Genomic DNA, 26,900 nt, shown 5'->3' on the forward strand with positions numbered 1-26,900 from the left:
GCTTCGTTTTATGCAGAGTTAACCCAATCATCACACCGGCGGATGGAAATGGCTGGCCTCGCGGGTGGCCATCTCCTCGTAGGTGGCCCACTTCTGCCACGCCACTTTTTGCGCTACCTGCATCAACCGCTCGGCCTCCTGTGGATGGCTCTGGGCCAGCACCCGATAACGGGTCTCCTCCTGCCGATATGTAGCAAGGGGGATGGAGGGGCGCAGGCTGTCGAGGCTGAAGGGGTTCTGCCCCGCACTGCGCAGTACCGGGTTGTAGCGCATCAGCGGCCAGTGACCGGAGGTCACGGCGCGTTTTTGCTGGGTCAGGCCAAACTCCATGTCGATGCCGTGGGCGATGCAATGGCTGTAGGCGATGATAAGCGACGGGCCCGGATAGGCCTCGGCCTCCCGCAACGCTTGCAGCGCCTGCTGCGGGTTGGCACCAAAGGCGATGCGGGCAACATAGACGTTGCCGTAGGAGATGGCCTGCAAGGCTACATCCTTCTTGGCCAGCGTCTTGCCCCCCGCCGCGAACTTGGCGACGGCGCCGAGCGGGGTCGATTTCGACATCTGGCCGCCGGTGTTGGAGTAGACCTCGGTATCCATCACCAGCACGTTCACATCGCGCCCAGAGGCGAGCACATGGTCGAGCCCCGATGAGCCGATGTCATAAGCCCAGCCATCGCCGCCGATGATCCAGACCGAGCGGCGCACCAGCTGATCGATGAGTGACAGCAGCTCGCGGGCCTTGCCGGATTTCACCTCTTCCAATCGCCCCCGCACTTGCGCGACCCGGGTGCGCTGGGCGCGGATCTCCGACTCCAGCCGCTGCGGGGCGCTGACAAGCGACTCCACCAGCTCGACCCCGATCTCCCCCTTCATCGCCTGCAAGGCCGCCACCGCCTGACCGTGGTGCTGATCGGCGGTGAGGCGAAAACCAAAGCCAAACTCGGCGTTGTCCTCGAACAGCGAGTTCGACCAGGCCGGCCCCTTCCCTTCGCCATTCTTGGCCCAGGGAGTGGTCGGCAGGTTGCCGCCATAGATGGAGGAGCAACCGGTGGCGTTGGCCACCAGCATGCGGTCACCAAACAGCTGGGTCAGCAACTTGAGATAGGGGGTCTCGCCACAGCCGGCGCAGGCGCCGGAGAACTCGAACAGAGGTTCGAGGAACTGGGTGCCGCGCACGGTGGAGAAATCCACCCGCTCGCGGGCAGGCCAGGGCAGGCTCTCGAACCAGCGCAGCGCCTGCTTCTGGCCGGCCAGATGCGGCGCCTTGTCAATCATGGCGATGGCCCGCTCGCCTTCATGGCTTTCATCCGCTCCGGCCCGCACCGGACAAGCTTGCACACACTGACCGCAGCCGGTGCAATCCTCCGGATAGAGCTGCAGGGTGTAGCGACTGTCGGGGAAGCCCTTGGCGGTGACGGGCACCGACTGCGCCGCCTCGGGGGCGCTCGCCAGCCAGTCCTGATGGTAGAACTTGGCTCGTAGCGCCGCGTGGGGGCAGACAAAGACGCAGTTGCCACACTGGATGCAGATATCCGAATTCCAAATCGGGATCTCGCGGGCGATATCGCGCTTCTCGAAGCGGCTGGTGGCGGTGGGGTAAGTGCCGTCCACCGGCAGCATGGAGACCGGGATGCGATCGCCGCGCCCCGCCAGCATCTCGCCGGTGACGCGCTGGACAAACTCGCTGCCCCCCGGTGCCAGCGGCAGCGGATAGTCGCTGATCTGCTCCTCACCGGCCGGGATGGCCACCTGATGGAGATGAGCCAGAGTGTCATCCACCGCCGCGAAGTTGCGCGTCACCACCTCGGGCCCCTTGCGGGCATAGCTCTTCTCGATGCTCTCCTTGATAAGGGCGATCGCCTCGTCCCGCGGCAAGATGCCGGCCAGCGCGAAGAAGCAGGTCTGCATGATGGTGTTGATGCGATTGCCCATGCCGTTGCGCTCGGCCACCCGATCGCCGTCGATGCAATAGAGCTGGATATTGAGGGCACGAATGCGGGCGCGCAGCCGCTCGGGCAGCTCGGCCCAGACCCGCTCGGGCTCATGGGGAGCATTGAGCAGCAGGGTCGCCCCCTCGGCGGCAAACTCCAGCAGATCCACAGATTCGACAAAACCCCACTGGTGGCAACCGATAAAGCTCGCCTGCTCGATAAGCCAGGGCGCATCTATGGGCTCGGGGCCAAAGCGCAGGTGGGAGACGGTGCGCGAGCCCGACTTCTTGGAGTCGTAGACGAAGTAACCCTGGGCGTGGAACCCCTCCAGCTCGCCGATGATCTTGATGCTGTTCTTGTTGGCACCGACTGTGCCGTCGGCGCCGAGGCCGAAGAAGAGCGCCCGCACCCGGCTGGCAGGCTCCAGATCGCCGATGGGGTGCCAGGCCAGACTCAGGCCCGACACATCGTCCACTATGCCTACGGTAAAGCGCGGACGCGGCGCATCACAGGCCAGCTCCTCGAACACCGCCGCGCACATGGCGGGGGTGAACTCCTTGGAAGAGAGGCCATAGCGGCCGCCGCTGAGCCACGGCAACCGCTTGATAAGGCCGCGCTGCAAGCCGTCGATGAGGGCGCTCTGCACATCCAGCAGCAGCGGCTCGCCACCCGCCCCCGGCTCCTTGGTGCGATCCAGCACCGCCATGCGGCGCACGCTCTCGGGCAGGGCATCGAGCAGTGCCTGCACCGGGAAGGGACGATAGAGACGAATGACCAGCACCCCGGTCTTGCGATCCTGCCGGTTGAGCCAATCCACCGTCGTGCGGGCGGTGGCGGCCCCCGAGCCCATCAGCACGATGACATCGGTGGCATCGGGGGCACCGTGATACTCCACCAGCCGGTAGTGGCGGCCGGTCAGCTCGCCGAGGCTCTCCATGCACTGCTGCACCCGCGCCGGCACCGCCTCGTAGAAGGGATTGACGCTCTCGCGGGACTGGAAATAGGTGTCGGGGTTCTGGGCGGTGCCGCGCATCACCGGATGATCCGGGTTGAGGGCCCGCGAACGGTGGGCGCGCACCCAGTCGTTGTCGATAAGGGCCCGAATTTCATCTTTGTGCAGCGCAGTGATCTTGTTCACCTCGTGGGAGGTGCGAAAGCCGTCGAAGAAGTGGATGAAGGGCACCCGGCACTGCAGGGTGACGCTGTGGGCGACCAGGGCCAGGTCCTGCGCCTCCTGCACCGAGCCGGAGGCGAGCATGGCAAAGCCAGTGCTGCGCGCCGCCATCACGTCCTGATGGTCGCCAAAAATCGACAGCCCCTGCGCCGCCAAGGATCGGGCCGCCACATGGAACACCGCCGAGGTGAGCTCGCCGGCGATCTTGTACATGTTGGGCAGCATCAGCATCAGCCCCTGGCTGGCGGTGAAGGTGGTGGCGAGCGCCCCTGCCTGCAGGGCACCGTGCACCGTGCCGGCCGCCCCCCCTTCACTCTGCATCTCCACCACCGTGGGGATGTTGCCCCACAGGTTGGTCTGCCCCTCCGCGGCCCAGGCGTCAGCCAGTTCGGCCATGGTCGAGCTCGGGGTGATGGGGTAGATGGCACACACTTCGCTCAGCTGATACGCCACCCGGGCCGCGGCTTCGTTGCCGTCGACCATGATCAGTTCATGTTTCATTGTGACTCCTCCGGTTGGCGCAACTCGATGGCATGGCAGGGACACTGGTCATGGCAGGCACCGCAACCGGTGCAGAGTTCGGCATCCACCTGATACCCCAGACCCGGCCCCAGCTTGGCAATGGCCTGCTCGGGGCAGCTGCCATAGCAGCCGTCGCACTCGAAGCAGTTGCCGCAGGAGTAGCAGCGCGCCGCCTCGTAGCGGGCCGCCGTCTCGTCCAGTCCACCGATGATCTCGCCAAAGTCGTCCCGCGCCGAGGGCGGTTTGACCGGCTGGCTGCTGGCAGGGGCATGGGTCTGGAACCAGAGCTGCAACTGCTCGGGCCCCACCAGCGGGTAGGAGAGCGGCTTGTGGTAGAGGCGACCGCGCAGCCAGGCATCCATATGGCGCGCAGCCTTCTTGCCGTGGCCGGTGGCGATGGTGACGGTGCGCTCGGAGGGCACCATGTCGCCGCCGGCAAACAGACCCGGCACGTCCGTCATCAGGTTCTCGCCAACCTGCACCACTCCCTCCTTGTTGACCCGCACGCCGGGGATGCTCTCCAGCACGCTCAAGTCCACCTCCTGACCCAGCGCCAGAATGAGGGAGTCCGCTTCGAGAGTTTCAAACTGGCCGGTGGGCACCGGCTTGCCCTCGGCATCCAGCGCCATCACCTCCACTTCAATATTGGTGCTGTCGAGCTGGCGGATGGTGCGCAGCCAGTTGATCTTGATCCCCTCCTCCTCGGCCTCGTCGGCTTCGAAGGCGTGGGCCGGCATATGGTCCCGGTCGCGGCGATAGATGATCATCGCCTCTTCGACCCCGAGGCGGCGGGCGGTACGGGCCGCGTCCATGGCGGTGTTGCCGCCACCGTAGATGGCCACCCGTCGTCCCAGTTTGGGTGGCGGCAAGCCTTTCTCCTCCGCCAGGCTGGCCTGCTCGAGGAAGCTCACCGCATCGAGGATCTTGCCCGCCTCGCGGGCCGGAATGTCGACCCGCTTGGCCAGATGGGCGCCGATGGCCATGAAGACGGCGTCAAAGCCCCCCTCGTCGCGCGCCTTGAGTACGTCTTCCACCTTGTGGTTGAGGGTCAGGGTCACCCCGGCCGCGACGATGCGGGCCACCTCCCGATCCAGCATCTCGCGGGGCAGGCGGTAGGCGGGAATACCGAAGCGCAGCATGCCGCCGGCGAGCGGGCCCGCCTCGCGGATCTCTACCTGATGGCCGAGCCGGTTGAGGTGCCAGGCACAAGAGAGGCCGGAGGGGCCGGCACCGATCACCAGCACCTTCTTGCCGCTGGCGGGCGCGGGCGGTGCAGGCTGCCAGCCACGGGCCAGCGCCTCGTCGCCGAGGAAGCGCTCGATGGCGTGAATGGAGACGGCATCATCCACCTGAGCGCGGTTGCAGGCCGTTTCGCAGGGGTGATAACAGACCCGCCCGTGGACCGCAGGCAGGGGATTTTCTTCGATGAGGCGCTGCCAGGCCGCCTCAAAGCGGCCCGCTTCGGCCAGGGCAAGCCAGGCCTGGATGTTCTCGCCAGCCGGGCAGGCATGGTTGCAAGGTGGCAGGGCCGGCCGCCAAACGGGTAGCCGAGTACGGACCGGGCCTGTTCCCGTTTTCTGGGAGAGATCCGGCTGTGGGGTCATATCCAGTTGTTTGCTCATACATTGCTTTCTTCTTTTTGTGTGACAGGCCCCATCCGATGGCGCTTGATACCGTTTTGCCTTGGCAGACGGTGGCCGGAGGGGGAAGAAGCGAAAGCGTTAGAAACTGGAAGCTGACTCGATAATGGACTGATTTGTGTACCGAATGACGGATCAGGATCAAAAAATGTTGCACTTTATGAGGTATGGAGTGCACAACGTGACCCGTGTAACATCTTGCCCGTCTGCAGGAGTCACCGGTCGGGCTCGCGCCCTGCAAGCAACGCCACGCCGTTATCTGGCCCCGTGAGCCTGGCGCATCAGGCCCCCCCTCCTGCAACGATTGCTGCACGGAACAGCTCCCGTTATCTTGTCTCCTGCACTGGAACCACCACAGCACAAGGACCCGGCCATGCCCAAGCTCGCCAGCATTCATCTCTACCCCATCAAGTCCACGGCAGGCATGCCACTGACCCGCGCCCTGGTCACCGAAGAGGGGCTGCAGGGGGATCGCCGCTACATGGTGGTCAAGCCGGACGGCAGCTTCATCACCGCCCGCACCCATCCCCAGTTGCAGCAGGTGGTGGCCACCCCCATCGAGGGCGGTCTGCAGCTGCGCTATCCGGGCCTTGACCCTCTCATCCTGCAAGAGCGGGAGTTTTCCCGCACCCCTCGGGCCACCGGAGTCTGGAGCGACAGCTTCAGCGCCCTGCAGACCCAGCCCCAGGCCGATCAGTGGCTGAGCCAGGTGGCGGGGGAGCCGGTTCAGTTGCTCTGGCTCGGTGAAGAGTCCGCCCGCTTTCGGGAGAAGACCGGCACCCGGGTCAGCTTTGCCGATGGCTATCCGCTGCTGCTGATAAGCCAGGCTTCTTTGGAGGATCTCAACCTGAGATCCGACGCGCTGCACCAGATGAGCCAGTTTCGTACCAACCTGGTGGCGAGCGGCACCCTCCCCTTCGAGGAGGACGGCTGGAAACGGATCCGCATCGGCGAGGTGGAGTTTCGGGTCGCCAAGCCCTGCAGCCGCTGCATCATGACCACGGTGGAGCCGGGCACGGATCGCTTCAATGCCCTCAAGGAGCCGCTGGCTACCCTCACCCGCTATCGGCGCGGCGAGGATGGCGAGGTCTACTTCGGCCAGAACCTGGTGGCCCTCAACGAGGGGTGGATTGAGGCGGGCAGCGAGATCGAGGTGCTGGAGCGCGCCCGCGCCCCCGTCTACCCCAACGCGGCCCCGAAAAAACGGGAGCTGGTGTGCGTGGCCCGCGAGCCGCTGGCGCGGGATCTGGAGACCTTCTGGTTCGAGGCGGCCGATGGCGAGCCCCTGCCCGACTATCTGCCGGGCCAGCATCTGCCCATCAGCCTGGACATTGGCCTCGGTCTGCGGCGCGAGCGTCTGCAGCGCCGCTATACCCTGAGCTCCACCCCGGAGCGGCCCGAGCGTTATAGTATCAGCGTCAAGAAGGTGGGGGGCGGTCGCATCTCCCACTGGCTGCACCAGCAGTTGCAACCCGGTGACCGGTTGCTGGCCGCAGCGCCGGCCGGTGAGTTTCACCTAGGCTCCGGGCGCTCCCTGCTGCTGCTCTCGGCAGGCTCGGGGGTGACCCCCATGCTCTCCATTGCCCGCACTCTGGCCTTGCGCGGGGAGCTTGGCGATGTGCACTTTATGCACCTGTGCCGCAGCGAGGCGGATATTCCCGCCGCCGCCGAACTGCACGCCCTGGCGCAGCAGGGCATGACCCTCACCCTGATCCTCAGCCAGCCCGATACGCACTGGCAGGGGCTCAAGGGGCGACTCGGCGATGAGCATCTCGCATTGGTCAAAGGGTTGGCCGGACGGGAGGTGTTTATCTGCGGCCCCCACGGCTTTATGGCCGATGCGGCCGCCAGACTGACCGCCCTTGGCGTGCCCGCCGAGCGGATCCGCCAGGAGAGCTTTGGCGGCGCCATCCTCTCGGTGGCACGCCCCCACCAGGCGGTGCAACTGCGCATCGGCAAGCAGAGTTTTGCCGGCAACAATCAGGGTACCGTGCTGGATCAAGCCCACAAGCAAGGGGTGGATCTGCCCTGGAGCTGCCGCGCCGGCATCTGCGGCAGCTGCAAGCAGACCCTGCTCGCGGGTGAGGTGGATCACCCCGATGCCCCGGCCATCACCGCCGCCGAACGGGCCGAGGGCAAGATCCTCACCTGCTGCGCCGTGCCGCTCACCGACCTTGTCATCAAATAAGGTGATCGAGCAGCGATAACCCCACCGGCCGGGTGCCCGCTCCCGGCCGTTTTCTATCTGTTTCGGTACGTTTTCCCTCGCCTCTACCTTTTCTCCAAACCCCCGCAACCTTGCCGGGCCCCGCTCCTATACTCACAGCAACAACAACAAAACCCCTCCGACGTAGCGGCCTTTGCCGTCTGACCAAGGGGGTTATCCGGTGAGAATAAGGACGCTCAAACCATGGAACAGAACAGACCCGCCTTTCAGCTCAACCTGCTGCTCTCCGTCGTCACCCTGATCCTGCTGTCGCTGGTATTTTTTGCCTACAGCTGGTCAGGAACGCAACTCGAGCAGAGCTATCAGCAACGCTATCAATCCTATCTGCTGGCCGATGAACTGCGGCAATCCTCCGACGACTTGACCCGCCTCGGCCGTACCTACGTGATCACCAAGGATCCGGCCTACGAACAGCAGTACATGCGGATCCTGGCCATTCGCAACGGGGAGCAGAACCGGCCGCAGGGCTACAACCGCATCTACTGGGACTTCGTCGCCGCCAACGGCCAGAACCCGCGGCCCGACAGCCAGGTGCGCCGTGGCCTCATCGACCTGATGAAGGACACCGGCTTTACCGAGGAGGAGCTGGCCAAGCTCAACGAGGCCAAGAACAACTCGGATGCCCTGGTCAACACCGAGGTGGCCGCCTTCAAGCTGGTGCAGCAGACGGACGGCGATCTGGCCGCCAACCAGCAAAAGGCCATCGCCATGATGCATGACAAGGCCTATCACCAGAACAAGGGGCGCATCATGTCCCCCATCGACGACTTCTACGTCCTGATGGAACACCGCACCCAGCAGGCGGTGGACGATGCCACCAGCCAGTCCGCCATGCTGCGCTACCTGTTCATCGCGCTGGGCCTGGTGTTGATGTTCTTCCTCTGGCGCACCTACAAGGCGCTGCTCGACCTGGTCGGCACCTCGGTCGACCAGCTCAGAAGCGATCTCAACCACCTGGCCGAGGGGGACTTCTCCCAGCCCATCAAGGTGCCGGCCGGTGCCAAGGAGAGCCTGATCGGCCTGCTCGCCACCATGCAGGGCACCCTCAAGGGGATCATCGCCCAGGTCTCCCACTCCAGCGAAGAGCTCTCCGGCTCGGCCGACAGCATCGCCCAGATAGCGGAACAGACCGCCCAGTTCGCCACCTCCCAGCAGACCAGCACCCAGACCATGGCGGCCGCCATCGAGGAGCTGGTGGTAAGCATCAGCCACCTCTCTGACAACGCCACCCACGCCGACGAGCTGAGCAAGGTCTCCGCCAACACCCTGGCGGAAGGCTCCGGGGTCATCAAGCAGACCCTCGACAGCATCCAGAGCATCTCGGATACCGTCTCCAATGCCGCCAGCAGCATCGCGGATCTCAACAGCCACACCCAGCAGATCTCGGAGATCATCGAGGTGATCCGCGGCATCGCCGATCAGACCAACCTGCTGGCGCTCAACGCCGCCATCGAGGCGGCCCGGGCCGGCGAGCAGGGGCGCGGCTTCGCGGTGGTGGCCGACGAGGTGCGCAACCTAGCCAGCCGCTCGGCCGCCTCCACCCAGCAGATCACCGGCATGATCGGCAAGATCCAGAGCGGGGCGGATGCCTCCATCCGCAGCATGGAGAACACGGTCAACAACGTCTCCCGCGGGGTAAGCCTGGCCAGCCAGACCGGCGAGGCCATCGCCAGCATCCAGAACCACGCCGCCAACCTGACCGGCCTGATGGGGGAGATCAGCCACACCCTGCGCGAGCAGTCCACCGCCGCCAACGAGGTGGTCTCCACCGTCGGCAACATCACCTCTCTCTCCGAGCAGTCGGGGGACGCAGCCCGCCATGTCTCGCAGGAGGCCGCCAAGCTCAAGCAGCTGTCGCGGCTGCTGCGCCAGGAGATGGCCCACTTCAAGCTGTAGCTAAGCGCACAAAGCAAAACGGCTGCCCGAGGGCAGCCGTTTTCTTTGGTACGGTACGCTTAACCGCGCAGGGCGGCGATGCGCTGCTCGATGGGCGGGTGGCTCATGAACAGCTCGCTCATGGAGCGCTTGCCGTTGATGCCGAACGCCATCATGGAGCCTTCCAGTTGCGGCTCGGCACCGCGGGAGAGGCGCTGAAGGGCTGCGATCATCTTGTCGCGGCCGGCCAGCTTGGCGGCACCGGCGTCGGCGCGGAATTCACGCTGACGGCTGAACCACATGACGATGATGGAGGCCAGCACGCCGAACAGCATCTCCAGCACGAACACGGTGATCATGTAGGCAAAACCACCGGTGCTGCTGCTCTCTTCGTCGTTGTTGGAGCTGAAGAAGTTGCTGATGACGCCGGCCACGATGCGGGCGAAGAACATCACGAAGGTGTTCACCACCCCCTGGATCAGGGTCAGGGTCACCATGTCGCCGTTGGCCACGTGGCTCACCTCGTGGGCCAGCACGGCTTCCGCCTCGTCACGGCTCATGCTGTAAAGCAGACCGGACGACACGGCCACCAGCGAGTCGTCACGGCGGGCGCCGGTGGCGAAGGCGTTCATCTCGGGGGAGTCGTAGATCCCCACTTCCGGCATCTTGATGCCCGCTTCACGGGCCTGACGGGCCACGGTACTGACCAGCCAGTGCTCGGTCTCGTTACGGGGTTGCTCGATGACCTGGACGCCATAGCTGCGCTTGGCCATCCACTTGGACATCAGCAAGGAGATAAAGGAACCCCCAAAACCGAACACGGCGCAGAACACCAACAGACCGGAAATGCTGGACTTGTTGATCCCCAGAACCGAGAACAGGATATTGAGTACCCCCCCCAGCACCAGCATGACGGCCAGGTTGGTCACCAGGAATAGCATAATTCGCTTCATATTGACTCCTTGTGAGATATGGACGCGTGGCCCGTCACCAGTTCGCTGCCGGTCGGGCCACACCTGTCAGGCATAATAGACAGTTTCTATGAATGTTCGCTGAATGTCGGATTCAGAGCAGGGGCGAAATGTCGAGTCGCCCGCGCAGATCAGCCTCGAGCGGATTGTTTACAAAGGGTATTTCACCCAAAAACGGGGCCGGCAGCAAGCCCCGCAGGGTGTCCAGATTCTCCTGATAGTGGCTCATGGAGCCGTGCAGCCGGTTGATGACCCAGCCCGCCACCGGCAGGTTGTTGTTGCGAATGGCGGCGAAGGTGAGCAGGGCATGGTTGAGACAGCCCAGTTTGGCCCCCACCACCATGATGACCGGCATGTTCTCCTGCTTGACCCAGTCCGACAGCAGATGTTTGCGATCGAGCGGCAGGAACCAGCCCCCCGCCCCCTCCACCACCACCAGCTCGGCCCCCGCCTGTTCAATCTGGCGCAGCCCGTCCGACAACCCCTTCAGGGTAATGGCATCGCGCGCTTCGCTGGCGGCGATATGGGGCGCGATGGGCGGCTCGTAGGCGTAGGGATTGACCAGATCGTAGGGTAGCGGCAGGCTCGCCGCCTCCTGCAGCAGCACGGCATCGAGATTGCGCAGCCCGTCCGGGGTGCGGGCACAGCCGGCGGAGATGGGCTTGTAACCGGCGCAGCGCAGACCGTGCGCGGCGAACTCCAGCAACAGGGTGCGGGCGACCAGCGTCTTGCCCACATCGGTATCGGTGCCGGTGACGAAGAAGGATTTAACCATGATGACTCCTCAATACGGGGCAGCGGCCCGGGCTCGCTATGGCGGGCAGCGGCTTCTCAATTCTCTCGGCCCATGAGACCGGTTAGCGGCGGATCAGCTGGCCGAGGCACACCTGATAACTGGCGGCCAGCAGGCCGTCCGGTTGGCGATGGGCTTCATAGGCCTGGCTCAGGCGCTGCAGACGCTGGCGGCTGCTCAGTCCGGTATGACGCTCGTCATTGACCTGGCTGGCGCCGATCCCCTTGAGATCGCGCAGCAAGCCGTTGAGTTCGGGGTAGCCGAGCGACCAGGTCAGGCTCTCCAGCACCGGGGCGGCAAAACCGCCGGCGGCGATGGCATGCTGCAATTGTGGCAGGCTGAGGAAGCGATTGACATGATCACACTCGTCAACCGTGCGCCAGGCCTCACGCAATTGCCAGAGCGACTCGGCCAGCAGGGTCGAGAACAGCAGCCGGCCGCCGGGTTTGAGCACCCGGTGCAGCTCGGCGAAGGCCTGGGCCGGCCGCTCGCACCACTGCAGCGCCAGGCTGGAGAAGACCCAGTCAAACGTCTCGTCGGCAAAGGGGAGCTGCTCGGCATCGCCGCACAGCAGGCGGGCGCCGCTGCCGCGAAGGGCGGCCTGCGCCAGCATGCCGGGAGCCAGATCCAGCCCGGTCAGCTCGCTGCAACGCCCGGCCAACGCCGGCAGGAAGAAGCCGGTGCCGCAGCCCAGATCCAGCCCGCTCACTGTCAGATCTGTGCCAACCTGACTGTCCGGCATCCGCTCCAGCAGCGCCTGCCCCACCTCCTGCTGGAAGCGGGCGTGGGCGTCGTAGTGACGGGCGGCGGCGCCGAAACGGCGGGCAAGCTGGGCCTTGTCGACCGCCTGAAAACGCTCATAGAGCATGGGTGCCCCCTCTCTCGTCGTCCGCCGGGCAGGGGCCGAGGGCATCGAGCAGGCGATCCACATCCTGTTCACTGTGGGCCGCGCTCAAGGTGATGCGCAGCCGCGCCGTGCCGACCGGCACCGTGGGCGGGCGGATGGCGCCGGCCCAGACGCCGCATTCGCGCAGCCGCTCGGCCAGTTGCAGGGCGGCGATGCTCTCCCCCACCAGCAGCGGCTGGATGGGGGTAGTGCTGGCACCCAGTTGCCAGCCCAGCGCCTGCGCCCCTTGTCGAAAACGGGTGATCAGCAGACCAAGCTGGGCGCGGGCCTCGTCGGCGGCGCGCACCAGTTCGATGCTCTGGCGCACCGCGCAGGCCTGGGCCGCCGGCATATGGGTGCTGTAGACGTAGTGGCGGGCGAAGTTGACCAGATACGCCACCAGCTCGCGACTGCCGCCCACAAAGGCGCCAGCCACCCCGAGCGCCTTGCCAAAGGTGCCCATCTGGATGTGCACGCTGGCAGGAGCAACCCCCTGGGCCGCCAGGGTGCCGCGCCCTTGTGGCCCCAGCACGCCGAGGCCGTGGGCATCGTCGATCATCAGCCAGTTGCCGCTCTGGGCAGCCAGGGCTGCGAGCTCGCGCCAGGGGCCCTGATCCCCATCCATGCTGAACACCCCCTCCGAGACGATCAAGCCTCGACTTGGCTCGAGTTGACGCTCAAGGGCCGCCATGTCGTTGTGACCGAAGCGCTTCATCTTGCAGGGCAGCTGACTGCCCATCTCCTGCAGGGAGGCGTGGTTGAGTTTGTCCTGCCACAGCAGGTGTTCCTTGCCGAGCAGGGCCTTGAGCACCGCCTGATTGGCCGAGAAACCGCAGTTGAACAGCAGCACCGCCTCCACCCCCAGCCAGTCAGCAAGCGTCTCTTCCAGCTGTTGGTGGGCCCGGCTGTAACCGGTCACCAGCGGCGAGGCGCCGGCGCCCGCGCCATAGCGCTCAATCCCCGCTTTGAAGGCAGCCTTGATGGCGGGGTGATCCGCCAGCCCAAGATAGTCGTTGGCGGAAAAGTTGAGGTAATCGCGCCCGGCCACCCTGAGCCGTCCGCCACTCGCCCCGTCGGTCGCGATGCGGCTGCGCAGCAGGCCCGCCTGCTCGCGTTCGGCCAGCGCCGCGCTCAACCCGAAGGGGCCCGTTGCTGCAGGGCCGTTCATGACCGCGCGGCCCCTGCACGGGGGCGGGTGGCGTCATAAAACATTTCGGCGGGCTCGCTCTGGCGACTCACCTCGGCCAGCAGCTCCTCTTCTTGTACTTGATCCGGCTTCTGGGCCCGCTGGGCGGGGCGAATGCCGAGCCGCTTGAACAGCTGCATGTCGCTGTTTTCGTCCGGGTTCGGGGTGGTCAGCAACTTGCAGCCATAAAAAATCGAATTTGCCCCCGCCATAAAGCACATGGCCTGCATCTGCTCGTTCATCTTCTCCCGCCCGGCGGAGAGGCGCACGTGGGAGGCCGGCATCATGATCCGTGCCACGGCGATGGTGCGGATGAATTCGAACGGATCGAGGTTCTCCTGGTTCTCCAGCGGCGTGCCCTTCACCTTGACCAGCATGTTGATGGGCACGCTCTCCGGGTGGCGCGGCAGATTGGCCAGCGCCATCAAGAGGCCCGCCCGATCTTTTGCCTGCTCGCCCATGCCGACGATGCCGCCGGAGCAGACCTTCATGCCGGCGCCGCGCACATGCTCCAGGGTATCGAGCCGGTCCTGATAGGTGCGGGTGGTGATGATGTCGCCGTAAAACTCCGGCGAGGTGTCGAGGTTGTGGTTGTAGTAGTCAAGGCCGGCTGCACCGAGGCGCGCCGCCTGATCGGCGGTGAGCATCCCGAGCGTCATGCAGGTCTCCATGCCGAGCCCGCGCACCTCTTCAATCATTCGCAGGATGTAGGGCATGTCCTTCTCTTTGGGGTTGCGCCAGGCGGCCCCCATGCAGAAGCGGGACGAGCCGTTGGCCTTGGCTTCGCGGGCCCGCTCCAGCACTTTCTCCACCTCCATCAGCCGCTCGGCCTCAAGGCCGGTGTGATAACGGGCACTCTGGGGGCAGTACTTGCAATCCTCCGGGCAGGCACCGGTCTTGATGGAGAGCAGGGTGCTCACCTGTACTTCGTTCGGATCGAAATGGGCACGGTGCACGGTCTGGGCCCGGAACAGCAGATCGTTGAATGGCAGGGCAAACAGGGCCTGAACCTCGGCGAGGGTCCAGTCGTGACGAAGGGCGTGAGCGCCCGCGGTGACAGCATTCATACATGGCTTCCAATTGTTATAAGTGGGATCCTGCGCCGCCAGCTTGCATGGGCAAACACAGAAGCCGCCACCCGGCCTGCCCCCGAGTCGGGTTGCACGCAGCCAAGTGGCTGAAATTGTTGGCTAGTGTAGAGAGCGCGCGTAGACTGTCAACACCGACCAGATCAAATCAATTGACAACAGAATATAAAATGACCAATCAAGAATTCGACCTGCACCACGTCTGGCACCCCTATACCTCCCTCACCCATCCCCTGCCCTGCTATGAAGTGGCCAGTGCCAGGGGAGTGACCCTCACCCTCAGCGACGGCCGCGAACTGGTGGATGGCATGAGCTCCTGGTGGGCCTGCGTGCACGGCTATCAGGTGCCGGAGCTCGATGCCGCCGCCACTACCCAGCTTGGCAAGATGTCCCACGTGATGTTTGGCGGCCTCACCCACGCCCCCGCCGTCGATCTGTGCCGCAAGCTGGTGGAGATCACGCCGGCTGGGCTGGATCGGGTGTTTCTGGCGGACTCCGGTTCGGTGGCGGTAGAGGTGGCGCTCAAGATGGCGCAGCAGTACTGGCATGCCAAGGGGACGCCCAGGGCCAAGTTTGTCGCCCTGCGCGGTGGCTATCACGGTGACACCTTCGGCGCCATGGGCGTCTGCGATCCGGATGGCGGCATGCACGAGCTCTACAAGGGCTTCCTGCCCGAGCACCATTTTGTCGAAGCGCCCAGCTGCCGCTTCCACGCCGAGTGGGACGAGCAGTGCGTGGTGGAGCTCGCCACCCTGGTAGCCGATCATCACGAGGAAATCGCCGCCATCGTGCTCGAGCCCATCGTGCAGGGCGCCGGCGGCATGCGCTTCTATCATCCCCGCTACCTGCAGTGGGTGCGCGCTTTGTGCGACGAGTTCGGCCTGCTGCTGATTGCCGACGAGATCGCCACCGGCTTTGGCCGCACCGGCCAGCTGTTTGCCTGTGACTGGGCCGGCATCAGCCCCGACATCATGTGTCTGGGCAAGGCGCTCACCGGCGGCTATCTGACACTGTCGGCCACGCTCACTACCGAGCATGTGGCTCGCACCGTGTGTGACGGCAAGGCCGGCGTCTTCATGCACGGCCCCACCTTCATGGGCAACCCCTTGGCCTGCGCCGTGGCCAACGCCTCCATCGATCTGCTGCTGGCCTCGCCGTGGCAGGAGCGGGTATGCGCCATCGAGCACCAACTCAAAACCGAACTGGTGGCGCTGACCCTGCACCCGGCGGTGGCGGATGTACGGGTACTCGGCGCCATCGGGGTGGTGGAGATGAAGGAGCGGGTGGACGTGGCGCGCATCCAGCGCAAGTTCGTCGAACTGGGTGCCTGGATCCGCCCGTTTGGCAAGCTGGTCTATCTGATGCCCCCTTTCGTCATCAGCCCGGCACAATTAACCGTGCTGACCAACGCCATCACCGCCGCCATCCACAGCGGCGAGTTCTGAGTCAGACGTGGCAGGCCCTGCCCGACCAGGCAGGGTCTTTTGACTCTTTTTCATCAGAATGTGAGCGAGACACCAGACCCAGGCGGCCAAGACGCGTAGACTGCGCGGGTTTTACCCAACAGATGTACCGTTCCCATGCGCCTCTCCATTGCTGCCAAAATCAACTTCTTCCTGCTGTTCATCTTCTCCATGGTGCTGGTGTTCTCCGCCGCCTATCAGGCGGTGCGCGAGCGCGACCTGATCCTGACCCTCATCAAGGAGCAGAGCCGCGAACAGACCGAGGCCTACTTCGACGGCCTCAACATGCTGATGCTGACCGGCAAGATGGATGCCCGCGACACCCTGCGCGGCAAGTTTCTCGAGCACGCCCACGTGGAGGATGCCCGCATCGTGCGCAGCGAGGCGGTGAGCAAGCAGTACGGGGCTGGCCACCAGAGCGAGCAGCCCAAGGACAGGTTCGATGAGCTGGCACTGGCCGGCAAGGGCAGCCTGGAGGTGGTACACGACGGCATGCACAGCAAGCTGGTGGTGACCCGCCCGCTGCTGGCCAAGAAGGATTTTCGCGGCACCGACTGCACCAGCTGCCACCTGGTGCCGGAGAATACCGTGCTGGGTGCGGTGCGCTTTGACTACTCCCTCGACACCCTGTTTACCCGGGTCGAGCAGAACATCCTCACCTCGGCGCTGAGCCTCACCGTCATCTTCGGCCTGGGGCTGCTGCTGACCCTCTGGGTCATTCGCACCTGGATCGTCCGCCCCCTCAACCAGCTGACCCGCTCCATGGAGGAGGCCACCGACCTGCACGACTTCGGCCACCGGCTGGAAGGGGATGAAGGGGACGAAATCGGTCGGGTGGCGCTCGCCTACAACCAGATGCTCGACAGCGTGGAGCGTCAGCTCGGCAAACGACCCGCCGCGCCGATGGAGGGGAGCGAGCAGAAGGCGACAGAGAGAAGAAAAGAGGGCTAGCCCAGGTAGTAGAACAGCAGACTGGCGAGCAGGATCAGCAGCAAGATGGTCAGGTGCACCCGCCCCGTGTCCTCCTGCCGCCGGCAGCGTCGGCGCTCCGCCAGCAGCACCGCCAGGGTCAGCAGGCAGCAACCCCATAGCCCGTGCAGCAGCCAGGGGGTGAGCTGGGGATCCCAGCTCTGGCGTACCCTGACCCCGCCATAGACCAAAAAACCGTAGGCCGTCTGTGGTCTGGCGAAGTGGTAGAGAGAGAGCAGGACGATGAAGCCGCCCCAGCAGAGCATCACCAGCCCCTGCAACACCCGTGTCAGCCGGTCCGGCCCCCGTCGCCGCTCTTTCACGTCCATCCCCCGTCCAACTGGCCTGCCAATCCGCCGATAGGCGCCGAAATCCCCCCCAGAGTCCGACATTTTTGCTTGTTTATCAAACCTGCGCGGGTAAGATTGACGGCTTAGTCTGCCATGATGGGCCAAGATTGCCCGGGCCAGACCCCAAGTGTTGCAAATAGCGCTGCAAGAACAAGCTGGAGACAATATTTCGATGACGCACGCATCCGTAGTAGATGTGCTGACCGGTAAGTATGCGGTCGGCACCACCCAGACAGTCAAAGGGTGGATCCGGACCCGCCGCGATTCCAAGGCGGGGATCTCATTTTTGGCCATCTCCGATGGCTCCTGTTTCCATCCGGTACAGGCAGTCGTCCCCAATACCCTGGCCAATTACGAGAATGAAGTGCTGCGTCTGACCACGGCTTGCTCGGTGGAAGTGACCGGTCTGGTGGTCGAGTCCCAGGGCAGCGGCCAGGCGTTCGAACTGCAGGCCACCGACGTCAAGGTGGTGGGCTGGGTCGAAGATCCGGATACCTACCCCATGTCTGCCAAGCGTCACAGCATCGAATACCTGCGCGAGCAGGGCCACCTGCGCGCTCGTACCAACGTGGTCGGCGCCGTGACCCGGGTACGCAACTGCCTCTCCCAGGCCATCCACCGCTTCTTCCACGAGCAGGGCTATCTGTGGATCGCCGCGCCACTCATCACCGCCTCCGACACCGAAGGCGCAGGCGAGATGTTCCGCGTCTCCACCCTGGATATGGAAAACCTGCCGCGCACCCCGCAAGGCAAGGTGGACTATGACAAGGACTTCTTCGGCAAAGAGACCTTCCTGACCGTATCCGGCCAGCTCAACGTCGAAACCTACGCCTGTGCGCTGTCCAAGGTCTACACCTTCGGGCCGACCTTCCGCGCCGAAAACTCCAACACCAGCCGCCACCTGGCCGAGTTCTGGATGGTTGAGCCGGAAGTGGCCTTCGCCGATCTGGAAGACAACGCCGCCCTGGCCGAAGCCATGCTGAAGTATGTCTTCAACGCCGTACTGGCCGAGCGCCGCGACGATCTGGAGTTCTTCGCCCAGCACGTGGACAAGGACGCCATCGGTCGTCTGGAGCGCTTCGTTACCTCCGACTTCGCCCAGATTGACTACACCGATGCCATCGAAGTGCTGAAAAACTGCGGCAAGAGCTTCGAGTTCCCGGTCTCCTGGGGTATCGACCTCTCCTCCGAGCACGAGCGCTACCTGGCCGAAGAGCACTTCAAGTCCCCGGTGGTAGTGAAGAACTATCCGAAAGACATCAAGGCCTTCTACATGCGTCTCAACGACGACGGCAAGACCGTCGCCGCCATGGACGTACTGGCCCCGGGCATCGGCGAGATCATCGGCGGCTCCCAGCGTGAAGAGCGTCTGGACGTGCTGGATGCCCGTCTGGCCGAAATGGGTCTGAACAAGGAAGACTACTGGTGGTATCGCGACCTGCGCCGCTACGGTACCGTGCCCCACTCCGGCTTCGGTCTGGGCTTCGAGCGCCTGGTGGTTTACGTGACCGGCATGGGCAACGTCCGCGACGTGATCCCCTTCCCGCGCACCCCGCGCACCGCCGAGTTCTGATTACAGTACTTTGCCTTAAAAGCCGACCTCAGGGTCGGCTTTTTGTTGCCCGTCCGGCGGCCGGACGGCCTTGCCAGCACCACAATTAATCACTCTTGCCGCCCTCCGTCATGCCCCCTTGCTGACACACCCGCCCCGCGCCAGCCGTTGAGCCCCATACGCTGCCACTTACTGCCCGCAAAATAACAAAAACGTTAATACGTGGTTTTTATGACGTTAAATCAAAAAGCGATGAGTTATTGAAGTACCTCAAATTTTTGCCCTTTTTTGGCAGGCACAATAACCACTAACCCTTTAGGGCTAAATAAAAAACAGACAATCCCGGTCCATGAGCCCAACACAGCACAGACATGGATTAAATAACGCGAGGTAATGGAATGATCTTGATGGAATTTTTGGTGGTACTCGGCTGCTTGCTGCTGGGTACCCGGTTTGGGGGCATGGGGCTGGGTCTCATCAGCGGCATCGGTCTGTTCCTGCTGACCTTCGTGTTCGGTCTCACCCCGGGCGAACCGCCGGTGCAGGTGATGCTGACCATACTGGCGGTGATCGGCTGCGCCGCCACCCTGCAGACCGCTGGCGGTCTCAACCTGATGATGCAGGTGGCCGAGCGTCTGCTGCGCCGCCACCCCCAGTACATCACCCTGCTGGCGCCACTCACCACCTGGACCCTCACCTTCCTGTGCGGTACCGGCCACGTGGTCTACACCATGTTCCCCATCATCGCCGACATCGCGCTGCAGAAGAACATCCGTCCCGAGCGTCCGATGGCGGTGGCTTCCGTCGCTTCCCAGATGGCGATCTGCGCCTCGCCGGTGTCGGTGGCCGTGGTCTCCATGGTCTCCATTCTGGCAGCCGGTCACGGCATCGGCCAGGCCTACAGCCTGCTCGACATTCTGATGATCGCCATCCCCTCCTCGCTGACCGGGGTCATAGTCGCGGCACTCTGGAGCCTGCGTCGCGGCAAGGATCTGGACAAGGACGAAGAGTTCCAGGCCAAGATCAAGGATCCGGAGCAGCGAGCCTTCGTCTACGGCGGTGGTGAGACCCTGCTCAACACCAAGTTCCCGAAAGAGGCCTACTGGTCGACCTGGATCTTCTTCGCCGCCATCGCCGCCGTGGTGGTGCTGGGGGCCGATGCCTCCCTGCGCCCGGTGTTCGAGATGGGCGGCAAGACAGGCCCGCTCTCCATGAACCTGGTGATCCAGATGATGATGCTGATCGCCGGTGCCATCATCCTGATGCGCTGCAAGGTCAAGCCGGGTGACATCTCCAACGGCGCCGTGTTCAAGGCCGGCATGGTGGCGATCTTCTCGGTATTCGGGGTCGCCTGGATGAGCGAAACCTTCTTCCAGGCACACATGCCGCTGCTAAAAGAGACCCTGGCCCACGTGGTGCAGGCGCAGCCCTGGACCTATGCCCTGGTGCTGTTCCTCATCTCCAAGCTGGTGAACAGCCAAGCAGCAGCCCTGACCGCCATCGCACCCATGGGGCTGGCGCTGGGGGTGGAGCCGAAACTGCTGATCGCCTTCCTACCGGCGAGCTACGGCTACTTCGTGCTACCGACCTACCCGAGCGATCTGGCCTGTATCGGTTTCGACCGCTCCGGCACCACCCGCATCGGCAAGTTCATCATCAACCACAGCTTCATCATTCCGGGTCTGATCGGGGTCGCCACCTCCTGTACCCTGGGTTATCTGCTGACCAGCATACTGCTCTAAGCAACACACCGCTTAGCCGGTCCAGCAGGCCCCCTCGGGGGCCTGCTGTTTTGTGCCCTGCCCCATCCCGTTTTGCCAACCGCCCGCACTCTGGGTAGCATGGCCCCTCTTTTCTTTGCGGAATCTCCCCCATGTCTCGCGTCATCGTGCTCTGGAGCGGCGGAAAGGATGCCATGCAGGCCCTCTGCCATGCCCGCGAAGCGGGTCATCAGGTGGTGGCTCTGGCCACCTTTGCCCCGCCCGAACCCCGCTTTCTGGCCCATCCCCTGTCACAGGTGCGTCGGCAGGCAGCGGCTCTCGGTCTGCCCCATCTGCTGATCACCATCGAAGCGCCGTTCGATCTCGGTTATGAAACGGCGCTGGCGGCATTGAAAGAGGAGTGGCGCCTGGATGGGGTGGTCACCGGCGACATCGACAGCGTGGGGGGCGCGCCAAACTGGATCCGCGAGCGCTGCCGCCCACTCGATCTGGCCGTTCACACCCCGCTCTGGCAGCAACCCCGCGAGGCGCTGCTGGCAGACCTGCTGACCCGCGGCATCGTCGCCCACCTCTCCTGCGTCGACACCCGGGTGCTGGCCCCCGAGTGGGTGGGACGCACGCTCGATGCGGCCACCCTGGCCGAGTTGCAGCAGCTGGCGGCAAGCCGAGGCTTCGATGCCTGCGGCGAGCAGGGGGAGTACCACACCATGGTGACCGACGGCCCGGGCTTTGCAGCGCCGCTGACGCTCGGCCACTGGCAGGTTGCCCGTCAGGAGCAGCTCGCCTACCTGCTGGAGGATGAGGGGTAGTGACTCTACTCTGTTCGATGTCTCTGCACCGACAGGACAGATAAAAAACGGGAGGCGATGGCCTCCCGTTTTGTTTGTCATCCAAAGCTAGTTGACCAGCTTGCCCAGCACCCGCTGCAGCAGGCGGATGCGCGGCGCTATGCTCTCCAGCAGCAGGAACTCCGCCTCGGAGTGGAAACCGCCCCCCATGGGGCCGAAGCCATCGAGCGACGGCACGCCGGCTGCGGCGGTAAAGTTGGCATCCGAGCCGCCACCGGCCTCCAGCCAGTTGAAGGAGATCCCCTCCTCTTTCGCCGCCGCCTCCACCAGCGCCATCAGCGCATCGGTGTCGCCACTCGGGCGCATCGCCGGCTTGAAGCTCTGGCGATCCACTTCAACCCGGCAACCGGCGAGGAAGGGGTTGTTGGCCATGAAGGTGAGCCGCTCGTGCACGGCGGCGGCTTCTTCATTGCTCCAGAAGCGCAAGTCGACGATCGCCTCGGCAAAATCCGGCACCACGTTGACGCCGGTCCCCCCCTGCACCACCCCCACGTTCATGGTGGTGCCGGTATCGAGGTTGACCTGCTCGTTGATGGCCAGCACCCAGTGGGCCAGCTCCGTGATGGCTGAGACCCCTTCGGTGAGGGCCGAGCCGGCGTGGGAGGCCTTGCCGTGGAAGGTAATGCGGTACTTGGCGTTGCCCTTGCGGGCGCTGATGAGATCCCCGTTCGGGCGGGCAGCCTCGGCCACCAGCACGCAGCCACTCTGTTTGGCTTTTTCCACCAGCCACTCTTTGGACCAGGGGGAGCCAATCTCCTCGTCGCAGTTGCAGCAGACCAGTACCTTGAGCTTGGCCAGCACGGCGGGATCCATCTCTTTCAAGGCATACCAGGTGGAGAGCAGACCGCTCTTCATGTCCGACACGCCGGGGCCAAAGGCCTGATTGCTCTCAATTTTCAGCGGCCGCTTGGCGGCTGTCCCTTCCGGGAAGACGGTGTCCATGTGGCCCACCAGCATCACATCGTAGTGATCCGCCCCCGGCGCATTGGTGATCTCGAGGCAGGGGCCGCACTCGAGATTGATGAGGGGGGCCAGATCCGCCAGGTAGGCGTCCAGAGAAAAAGCGTTGCGAGAGTCTGTCATTGTCATCTCCTGGGCGGGAGGACACACCTTCCGCCCGATGGCCGAATGAAAGGGGCGGACGGACCGTGCCGTCCGCCGCCCGGTTACATAAACAGCAGATAGTTGAGAGTGAGCGCGGTCACCAGGGCACCGGCCATGGGCACGCAGGTGCGCTTGACCACCACGAAGGGGGAGACCTTGGCGATGCCCGCACAGGCTATCAGCACCGCCGCGATGGGGGAGACGGTGCGGCCGATACTTGAAGCGAGCTGCATCGGCAGCAGCATGGTCACCGCCGGCACGCCGAACTTGGCCGCCACGGCGGGCGCCAGGGTCGAGAAGCTCAGGAACGCCGCGTTGCCAGAACCCATGATGACCGCCGCCACCATGATGAGACCCACCATCACCAGGGTCATCAGGCCGCTGCCGATGCCGGCATTGCTGGCAGAGTGCAGCAGGGTGTCGATGGCGCCGATGGCCTTGAGGGATTCGGCAAACAGCTCGGCGCAGACGATCAGTGCCACCACGGGGCCGAATACCTTGCCCATGCCGTCGAGGAAGCTGGAGAGCCCGGCGAAGGCGGTGCGCACCGAGCGGGTGCGCAGCAGCTCGCACAGCATGCCGATGAAGACCGACAGCAGCATGGCCACCTCCACGCTGACGCTGATGGTGGTCACCAGCAGCTTGGAGAAGGTCATCATCAGCACGAAGGGGATGATGGGCAGCAGGGCGTACCAGGTGGGCGCGGCTACCGCCTCGGTGTCTTTCTCGTCCAGCTCGGCGTGCTCGCCGCGATGCAGGGCCGGATCCCAGCCATCCTGGCGGTCACAGTGCCGCTGCCAGAAGAAGTGCAGCACCATGGTCACCAGCAGCATGGGGGCTACCAGCCAGATCTGGTAGTCGACAAAATAGCTGGTGGGATCCATGCCGGATTGGCCGGCGGAGAAGATGGCGTTGGTCTGGGTCGGGCCGATCTCGAATGCCTGGGAGGTGGCGATGACGCCGCAGGCGGAGGCCGGGCTGATGCCGAGATTGCGCATCACCGGGTACATGGTGACCATCAACAGCAGGCCAAGGCCGGTGGCGGAGGTGACGAACAGGGAGACAAACACCGCCACCAGATAGCAGATGGAGAGCATCAGGTAGCTGGACTGAATGCCCGCCACCGGTTTGACCGCCACCCGCACCAGCGCCTGGGAGGCACCGATATGGGACATGTAGGTGGCAAAGCCGGCCACCGCCATGATGGTGAGGCCGAGGCCCGCCGCCCGGTAGGAGAAGATCCCCTTGAACACCTCGAACAGGTCGAACAGGGCGAAGCCGGTGCTCTTGTCGGCGGGCAGAATGGGGTGCAGTCCCAGCCAGTAGGCGACGGTGAAGATGGCCATGCCGGCCAGCGCCAGCACCGCCTGCGGGTTGTAATCCTTGACGATGCCGTAGACCACGGCCAGCAGTACGAGCAAGACGAAGACGAGTTCCAAATATTCACTCCTGATAAAGTTATCGAGGAGCGGAATCTAGTGGTCTGACCGCGCTTTCCCATTGATCCCCGTCAAGAAAGATGGCTTGACCGCATTTCAACGAAACAAAATGCTACGCACTTAACAAAATACAGCAATTTAAACTAAAGGCAAACCTTTAGAATCCCTTTGCCACGCGTTCTGGCGAATAACCTCAGGCTTTTTTGCTTTGGATCAACGTCAGGGGCCAGTGAACTGGCCAAGATGCGCATCGACACACAGCGACCGTTTCGCGCCGGAGAGAGTTATGACAGACCGAGCCAACGCAGGCATGACGACCTGCGACTACAAGCTATGGGACATCCTCGTCGAGTCTGCAAAGGAACGCACCACCATTCGTTACTCCAAGCTGGCCAGGCAGGCCGGGCTGGAGAATTGCCAGGATGAGCTGCGCACGCTGCTGCAACGCATCCGCATGTACTGCACCGAGCACCAGTTGCCGATCCTCTCCGCCATCGTGGTGGACGATGTGGGCAAATATACCGGCCTCTCCTCCAGTCTGCCGGACGCCCCCTGGGAGCGTGCCAAGGTGTTTGACTACCAGTGGCCGGTTGCGCCCTGAGTCATCCACCCCTCACAATAACGCGCCCGCCGGCGCGTTTTGTACTTCTTTGGGCCCCCTTTTCCTGAACTGCAGGCAAAAAAAAACCCGCCGAGACGGCGGGTACTAAGCAAGCAACGCTCTGGATGACCAGAGTAAAGAGTTCAGGCTGTCGAATCTTGCCACCTCCGGCACCACGCGAAAGAGGTAACAGGACAACATGGGTTTGCATAAATCGCTGATTTATCCAAGCTTCATGCTGACCATCGACGGGAAATGAGACTAAAGTGAAGGCCCTGCTTAAGGAAATGATTTATTAGTATTCCATTATGCACAGAATGAATTTACGAGGCGTCGACCTCAACCTGCTGGTGGTGCTCAAGGCACTGCTGGAGGAGCGCAACACCACCAAGGCCGCCGAACGGCTCGCCATGAGCCAGCCGGCCGTCAGCCGGGCACTGGCCCGCTTGCGTCTGCTCTATGACGATCCCCTGCTGATCCGCACTCCCCAGGGCATGGAACCCACCGCCCGGGCGGAGGCCTTGCTGCTGCCGCTGCGGGAGATCCTGCACGACATCGAGCAGACCTTCAGCCCCCCCGAGCAGCTCGACCCCGCCCAGTTCGAGGGGGTGCTGCGCATCGGGGCCCACACCTATGTGGAGTATGTGATGATGCCGAGCCTGCTGGGCCGGCTCCAGCAACAGGCCCCCAACCTGCGCATCCACATGGTGCCGCTCAATGCGGACTACGAGAGCCAGCTCGACGAAGGGGTCATCAGCATGGTGATCAGCAAACAGGACGAGGTGCCCGGCCGTTTTCGCCGCATCCCGCTGTTCGAGGACAAGCTGATCTGCGCCGCCCACCGCAGCCACCCGCTGCAGGGCCAGGTGCTGTGCATCGAATCCTTCGCCCAGGCCCAGCACCTGCTGGTCGCGCCCCGCGGCAGCGAAGGGGGCATCGTCGATGATCTGCTGGCCGCCCACGGCATGACCCGGCACACTCCCTTGATAGTGCAAAGCTTTCTGGCGGCCCCCTTCATCCTGCCGTGCGCGCCTCTGCTGCTCACCTCCCCCGCCCGGGTGCTGCGCCCGCTGATGCCGCTGCTGGATCTGGTGGAGTACGAAACCCGCTTCGCCCTGCCCACCTTCGAGGTGAGCCTCATTCGCCATCGTCGCGACGACAACAACGCCATGCTCAACTGGTTCGAATCCGAACTGCACCTCTGGTGTCGCACCCAGAGCGAACTCTGATGCCCGCCGGCGCGTCCAGCGCCGGGCACTTTTCCCCTCCCCCCAGGCCCGACCAGCGCCTCGCCCCACCGCCCCCATGCGCATCGGCGTTGCCTTGAAATCGCCACAATGCCAGAATCGGGTCTCTTCTTGATTTCCCGTTTCAGGACTCAAGTTTCGGCTTTCCGGGCCCATGCCCGCAGACAAGGACTCCCCATGGCCACCACCCTCTATGGCATCAAGAACTGCGAGCTGTTTTTGTTGGAAGAACCACAAAAAAAGCCCAAGAGATACTTGAGCTTAGAAGGAAGGAGGTGGGTAATGAGTCCACCATAATGGAGCTTAGAATCCGTTATTTAGAGGCCATTCCTGAGCTGGTTTCCAATCCATGCTCCGTAAATGAACAGGGGGATAAAGCCGAAAATTGCTGCAACTGGGAACATTAGTAACATGCTGGTGCCTTCGGAATTGCGACTGCCAACAGTAGCAAGAATCGATGCAGCAAGAGTCCCCACCCAAGCCATTAAGCCACCGATGATAAGCAATCCAGATGTGAACCAAAATCCAGGAAGAAGATCCAGCTTGCCCAAGTCAACCTCTGGATATAGAGACCCGAATATTTTTAGAACAAAGAGTAACGCAATGCCTCCCAAAACGAGTGTATGTAAGGAACGCATCTGGCCGATAAGTGGAACAAAACTCACCCCAATCGCTGATAGAACTAGAGTACCTACCAGTTTAATAAACATGCCGGGAAGCATGCTGATCACGACCCAAGGGAAGGACCAAGCAGCATCTTCTGCAAAGCCGAAAATGATTGGTGCGAGAGTAAGAACAAAAACTGCTACTGCCGCAGCTTGAAACACTGGAATGACCAACATGCTAACGCAACCCGCAGCCATTCCCTCCTTCATTGTTAGGCCCATGAGTGCCATTGGGACCATGAATATAAGTAAATACACCAAACCAGCGACATAGGTTTCCCAGAATGTAAGAACCTCCAACCCTCCGATAACAGAATCCCAAAACATTTTTTATCCTCCCTGAACACATGACCATTTATTTAAAACTTACAGAATCAATTGAGACTCAACCGTTACTCTGCTTGAGCTGCAAAAATCCTATGCACACTCGATACGCTTATTCCTAGCCGCTTTGCCACGGATGCCTTAGCGATGCCCTTTGATAGAAGATGCAGCACCTCGTCCCGCTTCTCCATCGCTGTCGGCTTGCGGCCTTTGTAGACCCCTTTGGCCTTTGCCAAGGCGATCCCCTGGTAATCCCCCCATTTTTAGGGGCATTCAAAAGTAGAGGTCATGCGGCCTGTGCCAGACGCTGTTTCGGCGTGTAGC

The 26,900-nt window shown here is 63.4% G+C and carries 21 protein-coding genes; 9 read left to right on the top strand and 12 right to left on the bottom strand.

The window, feature by feature from the left end:
* Positions 1 to 30: 30 nt before the first annotated feature.
* Both nifJ and PG899_RS01105 read right to left on the bottom strand, forming a co-directional pair.
* The gene (nifJ, locus tag PG899_RS01100; RefSeq protein WP_077095601.1) at positions 31 to 3,606 is read right to left on the bottom strand and encodes a pyruvate:ferredoxin (flavodoxin) oxidoreductase; all 3,576 of its coding nucleotides are present in this window, start codon (positions 3,604 to 3,606) and stop codon (positions 31 to 33) included.
* Entirely contained in the window at positions 3,603 to 5,249 is a 1,647-nt protein-coding gene (locus tag PG899_RS01105; RefSeq protein WP_190283652.1) for an NAD(P)-binding protein, read from the bottom strand. Before PG899_RS01105 ends, nifJ begins: the two co-directional genes overlap by 4 nt.
* A 391-nt stretch (positions 5,250 to 5,640) precedes the next feature.
* Between PG899_RS01105 and PG899_RS01110 the strand changes: the two genes are divergently transcribed.
* Together PG899_RS01110 and PG899_RS01115 are read left to right on the top strand one after the other, a co-directional pair.
* Positions 5,641 to 7,455, top strand: a complete 1,815-nt coding sequence (locus tag PG899_RS01110) for a hybrid-cluster NAD(P)-dependent oxidoreductase (RefSeq protein WP_077095603.1) — start codon at positions 5,641 to 5,643, stop codon at positions 7,453 to 7,455.
* Between the two features lie 222 nt (positions 7,456 to 7,677).
* Positions 7,678 to 9,390: a methyl-accepting chemotaxis protein gene (locus PG899_RS01115; protein ID WP_077095604.1), complete on the top strand. Its 1,713-nt coding sequence runs from the start codon at positions 7,678 to 7,680 to the stop codon at positions 9,388 to 9,390.
* A 59-nt stretch (positions 9,391 to 9,449) separates the two neighbouring features.
* On the opposite strand, the gene htpX is transcribed toward PG899_RS01115, so the two are convergent.
* From htpX to bioB, 5 genes are all read right to left on the bottom strand, one after another.
* Positions 9,450 to 10,322: a protease HtpX gene (gene htpX, locus PG899_RS01120; RefSeq protein ID WP_270696816.1), complete on the bottom strand. Its 873-nt coding sequence runs from the start codon at positions 10,320 to 10,322 to the stop codon at positions 9,450 to 9,452.
* Between the two features lie 112 nt (positions 10,323 to 10,434).
* Complete coding sequence (bioD, locus tag PG899_RS01125) at positions 10,435 to 11,115, bottom strand: dethiobiotin synthase (protein WP_011705390.1); 681 nt, start codon at positions 11,113 to 11,115, stop codon at positions 10,435 to 10,437.
* 82 nt (positions 11,116 to 11,197) lie between these two features.
* Positions 11,198 to 12,001 carry a malonyl-ACP O-methyltransferase BioC gene (gene bioC, locus PG899_RS01130; protein WP_077097983.1) on the bottom strand — a complete coding sequence of 268 codons (804 nt, stop codon included), beginning with the start codon at positions 11,999 to 12,001 and terminating at the stop codon, positions 11,198 to 11,200.
* Positions 11,991 to 13,187, bottom strand: a complete 1,197-nt coding sequence (gene bioF, locus PG899_RS01135) for an 8-amino-7-oxononanoate synthase (RefSeq protein ID WP_077097985.1) — start codon at positions 13,185 to 13,187, stop codon at positions 11,991 to 11,993. The genes bioC and bioF overlap by 11 nt, the downstream gene beginning before the upstream one ends.
* The gene (bioB, locus tag PG899_RS01140) at positions 13,184 to 14,272 is read right to left on the bottom strand and encodes a biotin synthase BioB (protein ID WP_045529651.1); all 1,089 of its coding nucleotides are present in this window, start codon (positions 14,270 to 14,272) and stop codon (positions 13,184 to 13,186) included. Before bioB ends, bioF begins: the two co-directional genes overlap by 4 nt.
* Positions 14,273 to 14,463: 191 nt before the next feature.
* On the opposite strand from bioB, the gene bioA reads away from it, so the two are divergent.
* Both bioA and PG899_RS01150 read left to right on the top strand, forming a co-directional pair.
* The gene (gene bioA / locus PG899_RS01145) at positions 14,464 to 15,738 is read left to right on the top strand and encodes an adenosylmethionine--8-amino-7-oxononanoate transaminase (RefSeq protein WP_179101524.1); all 1,275 of its coding nucleotides are present in this window, start codon (positions 14,464 to 14,466) and stop codon (positions 15,736 to 15,738) included.
* Positions 15,739 to 15,873: 135 nt separating this feature from the next.
* Positions 15,874 to 16,707, top strand: coding sequence for a HAMP domain-containing protein (locus PG899_RS01150; protein ID WP_043164868.1), 834 nt, complete (start codon positions 15,874 to 15,876; stop codon positions 16,705 to 16,707).
* Here the strand turns inward: PG899_RS01150 and PG899_RS01155 are convergent.
* Complete coding sequence (locus PG899_RS01155) at positions 16,704 to 17,054, bottom strand: hypothetical protein (protein WP_190283653.1); 351 nt, start codon at positions 17,052 to 17,054, stop codon at positions 16,704 to 16,706. The two genes, PG899_RS01150 and PG899_RS01155, sit on opposite strands and share 4 nt — an antisense overlap.
* A gap of 193 nt (positions 17,055 to 17,247) precedes the next feature.
* On the opposite strand from PG899_RS01155, the gene asnS reads away from it, so the two are divergent.
* The 3 genes from asnS to PG899_RS01170 all read left to right on the top strand — a co-directional run bounded on the left by asnS (position 17,248) and on the right by PG899_RS01170 (position 21,157).
* Positions 17,248 to 18,648: an asparagine--tRNA ligase gene (gene asnS / locus PG899_RS01160; protein WP_077097993.1), complete on the top strand. Its 1,401-nt coding sequence runs from the start codon at positions 17,248 to 17,250 to the stop codon at positions 18,646 to 18,648.
* Positions 18,649 to 19,025: 377 nt separating this feature from the next.
* Positions 19,026 to 20,369 carry an anaerobic C4-dicarboxylate transporter gene (locus PG899_RS01165; protein WP_011705383.1) on the top strand — a complete coding sequence of 448 codons (1,344 nt, stop codon included), beginning with the start codon at positions 19,026 to 19,028 and terminating at the stop codon, positions 20,367 to 20,369.
* Positions 20,370 to 20,500: 131 nt separating this feature from the next.
* On the top strand, positions 20,501 to 21,157 hold the full coding sequence (locus PG899_RS01170) for a hypothetical protein (RefSeq protein ID WP_077097995.1): 657 nt from the start codon (positions 20,501 to 20,503) through the stop codon (positions 21,155 to 21,157).
* An 87-nt stretch (positions 21,158 to 21,244) separates the two neighbouring features.
* Here the strand turns inward: PG899_RS01170 and PG899_RS01175 are convergent, their stop codons facing one another.
* Together PG899_RS01175 and dcuC are read right to left on the bottom strand one after the other, a co-directional pair.
* Positions 21,245 to 22,279 carry a M20 family metallopeptidase gene (locus PG899_RS01175; RefSeq protein ID WP_077097997.1) on the bottom strand — a complete coding sequence of 345 codons (1,035 nt, stop codon included), beginning with the start codon at positions 22,277 to 22,279 and terminating at the stop codon, positions 21,245 to 21,247.
* 83 nt (positions 22,280 to 22,362) lie between these two features.
* The gene (gene dcuC / locus PG899_RS01180; protein ID WP_190283654.1) at positions 22,363 to 23,739 is read right to left on the bottom strand and encodes a C4-dicarboxylate transporter DcuC; all 1,377 of its coding nucleotides are present in this window, start codon (positions 23,737 to 23,739) and stop codon (positions 22,363 to 22,365) included.
* A 286-nt stretch (positions 23,740 to 24,025) separates the two neighbouring features.
* On the opposite strand from dcuC, the gene PG899_RS01185 reads away from it, so the two are divergent.
* Together PG899_RS01185 and PG899_RS01190 are read left to right on the top strand one after the other, a co-directional pair.
* A complete protein-coding gene (locus PG899_RS01185) occupies positions 24,026 to 24,340 on the top strand; it encodes a hypothetical protein (protein WP_024943845.1) in 315 nt (104 codons plus the stop codon).
* Positions 24,341 to 24,657: 317 nt separating this feature from the next.
* Positions 24,658 to 25,569: a LysR family transcriptional regulator gene (locus PG899_RS01190; protein ID WP_077098001.1), complete on the top strand. Its 912-nt coding sequence runs from the start codon at positions 24,658 to 24,660 to the stop codon at positions 25,567 to 25,569.
* A 335-nt stretch (positions 25,570 to 25,904) separates the two neighbouring features.
* Here PG899_RS01190 and PG899_RS01195 read toward each other — a convergent pair whose 3' ends face one another.
* Together PG899_RS01195 and PG899_RS01200 are read right to left on the bottom strand one after the other, a co-directional pair.
* A complete protein-coding gene (locus PG899_RS01195) occupies positions 25,905 to 26,579 on the bottom strand; it encodes a hypothetical protein (RefSeq protein WP_128271594.1) in 675 nt (224 codons plus the stop codon).
* Between the two features lie 65 nt (positions 26,580 to 26,644).
* Positions 26,645 to 26,812 carry a helix-turn-helix domain-containing protein gene (locus PG899_RS01200; RefSeq protein ID WP_270696827.1) on the bottom strand — a complete coding sequence of 56 codons (168 nt, stop codon included), beginning with the start codon at positions 26,810 to 26,812 and terminating at the stop codon, positions 26,645 to 26,647.
* Positions 26,813 to 26,900: the final 88 nt, after the last annotated feature.

Origin of the sequence: Aeromonas sp. QDB39 (assembly GCF_027707585.1) — a bacterium.
GTDB classification, from domain to species: domain Bacteria; phylum Pseudomonadota; class Gammaproteobacteria; order Enterobacterales; family Aeromonadaceae; genus Aeromonas; species Aeromonas hydrophila.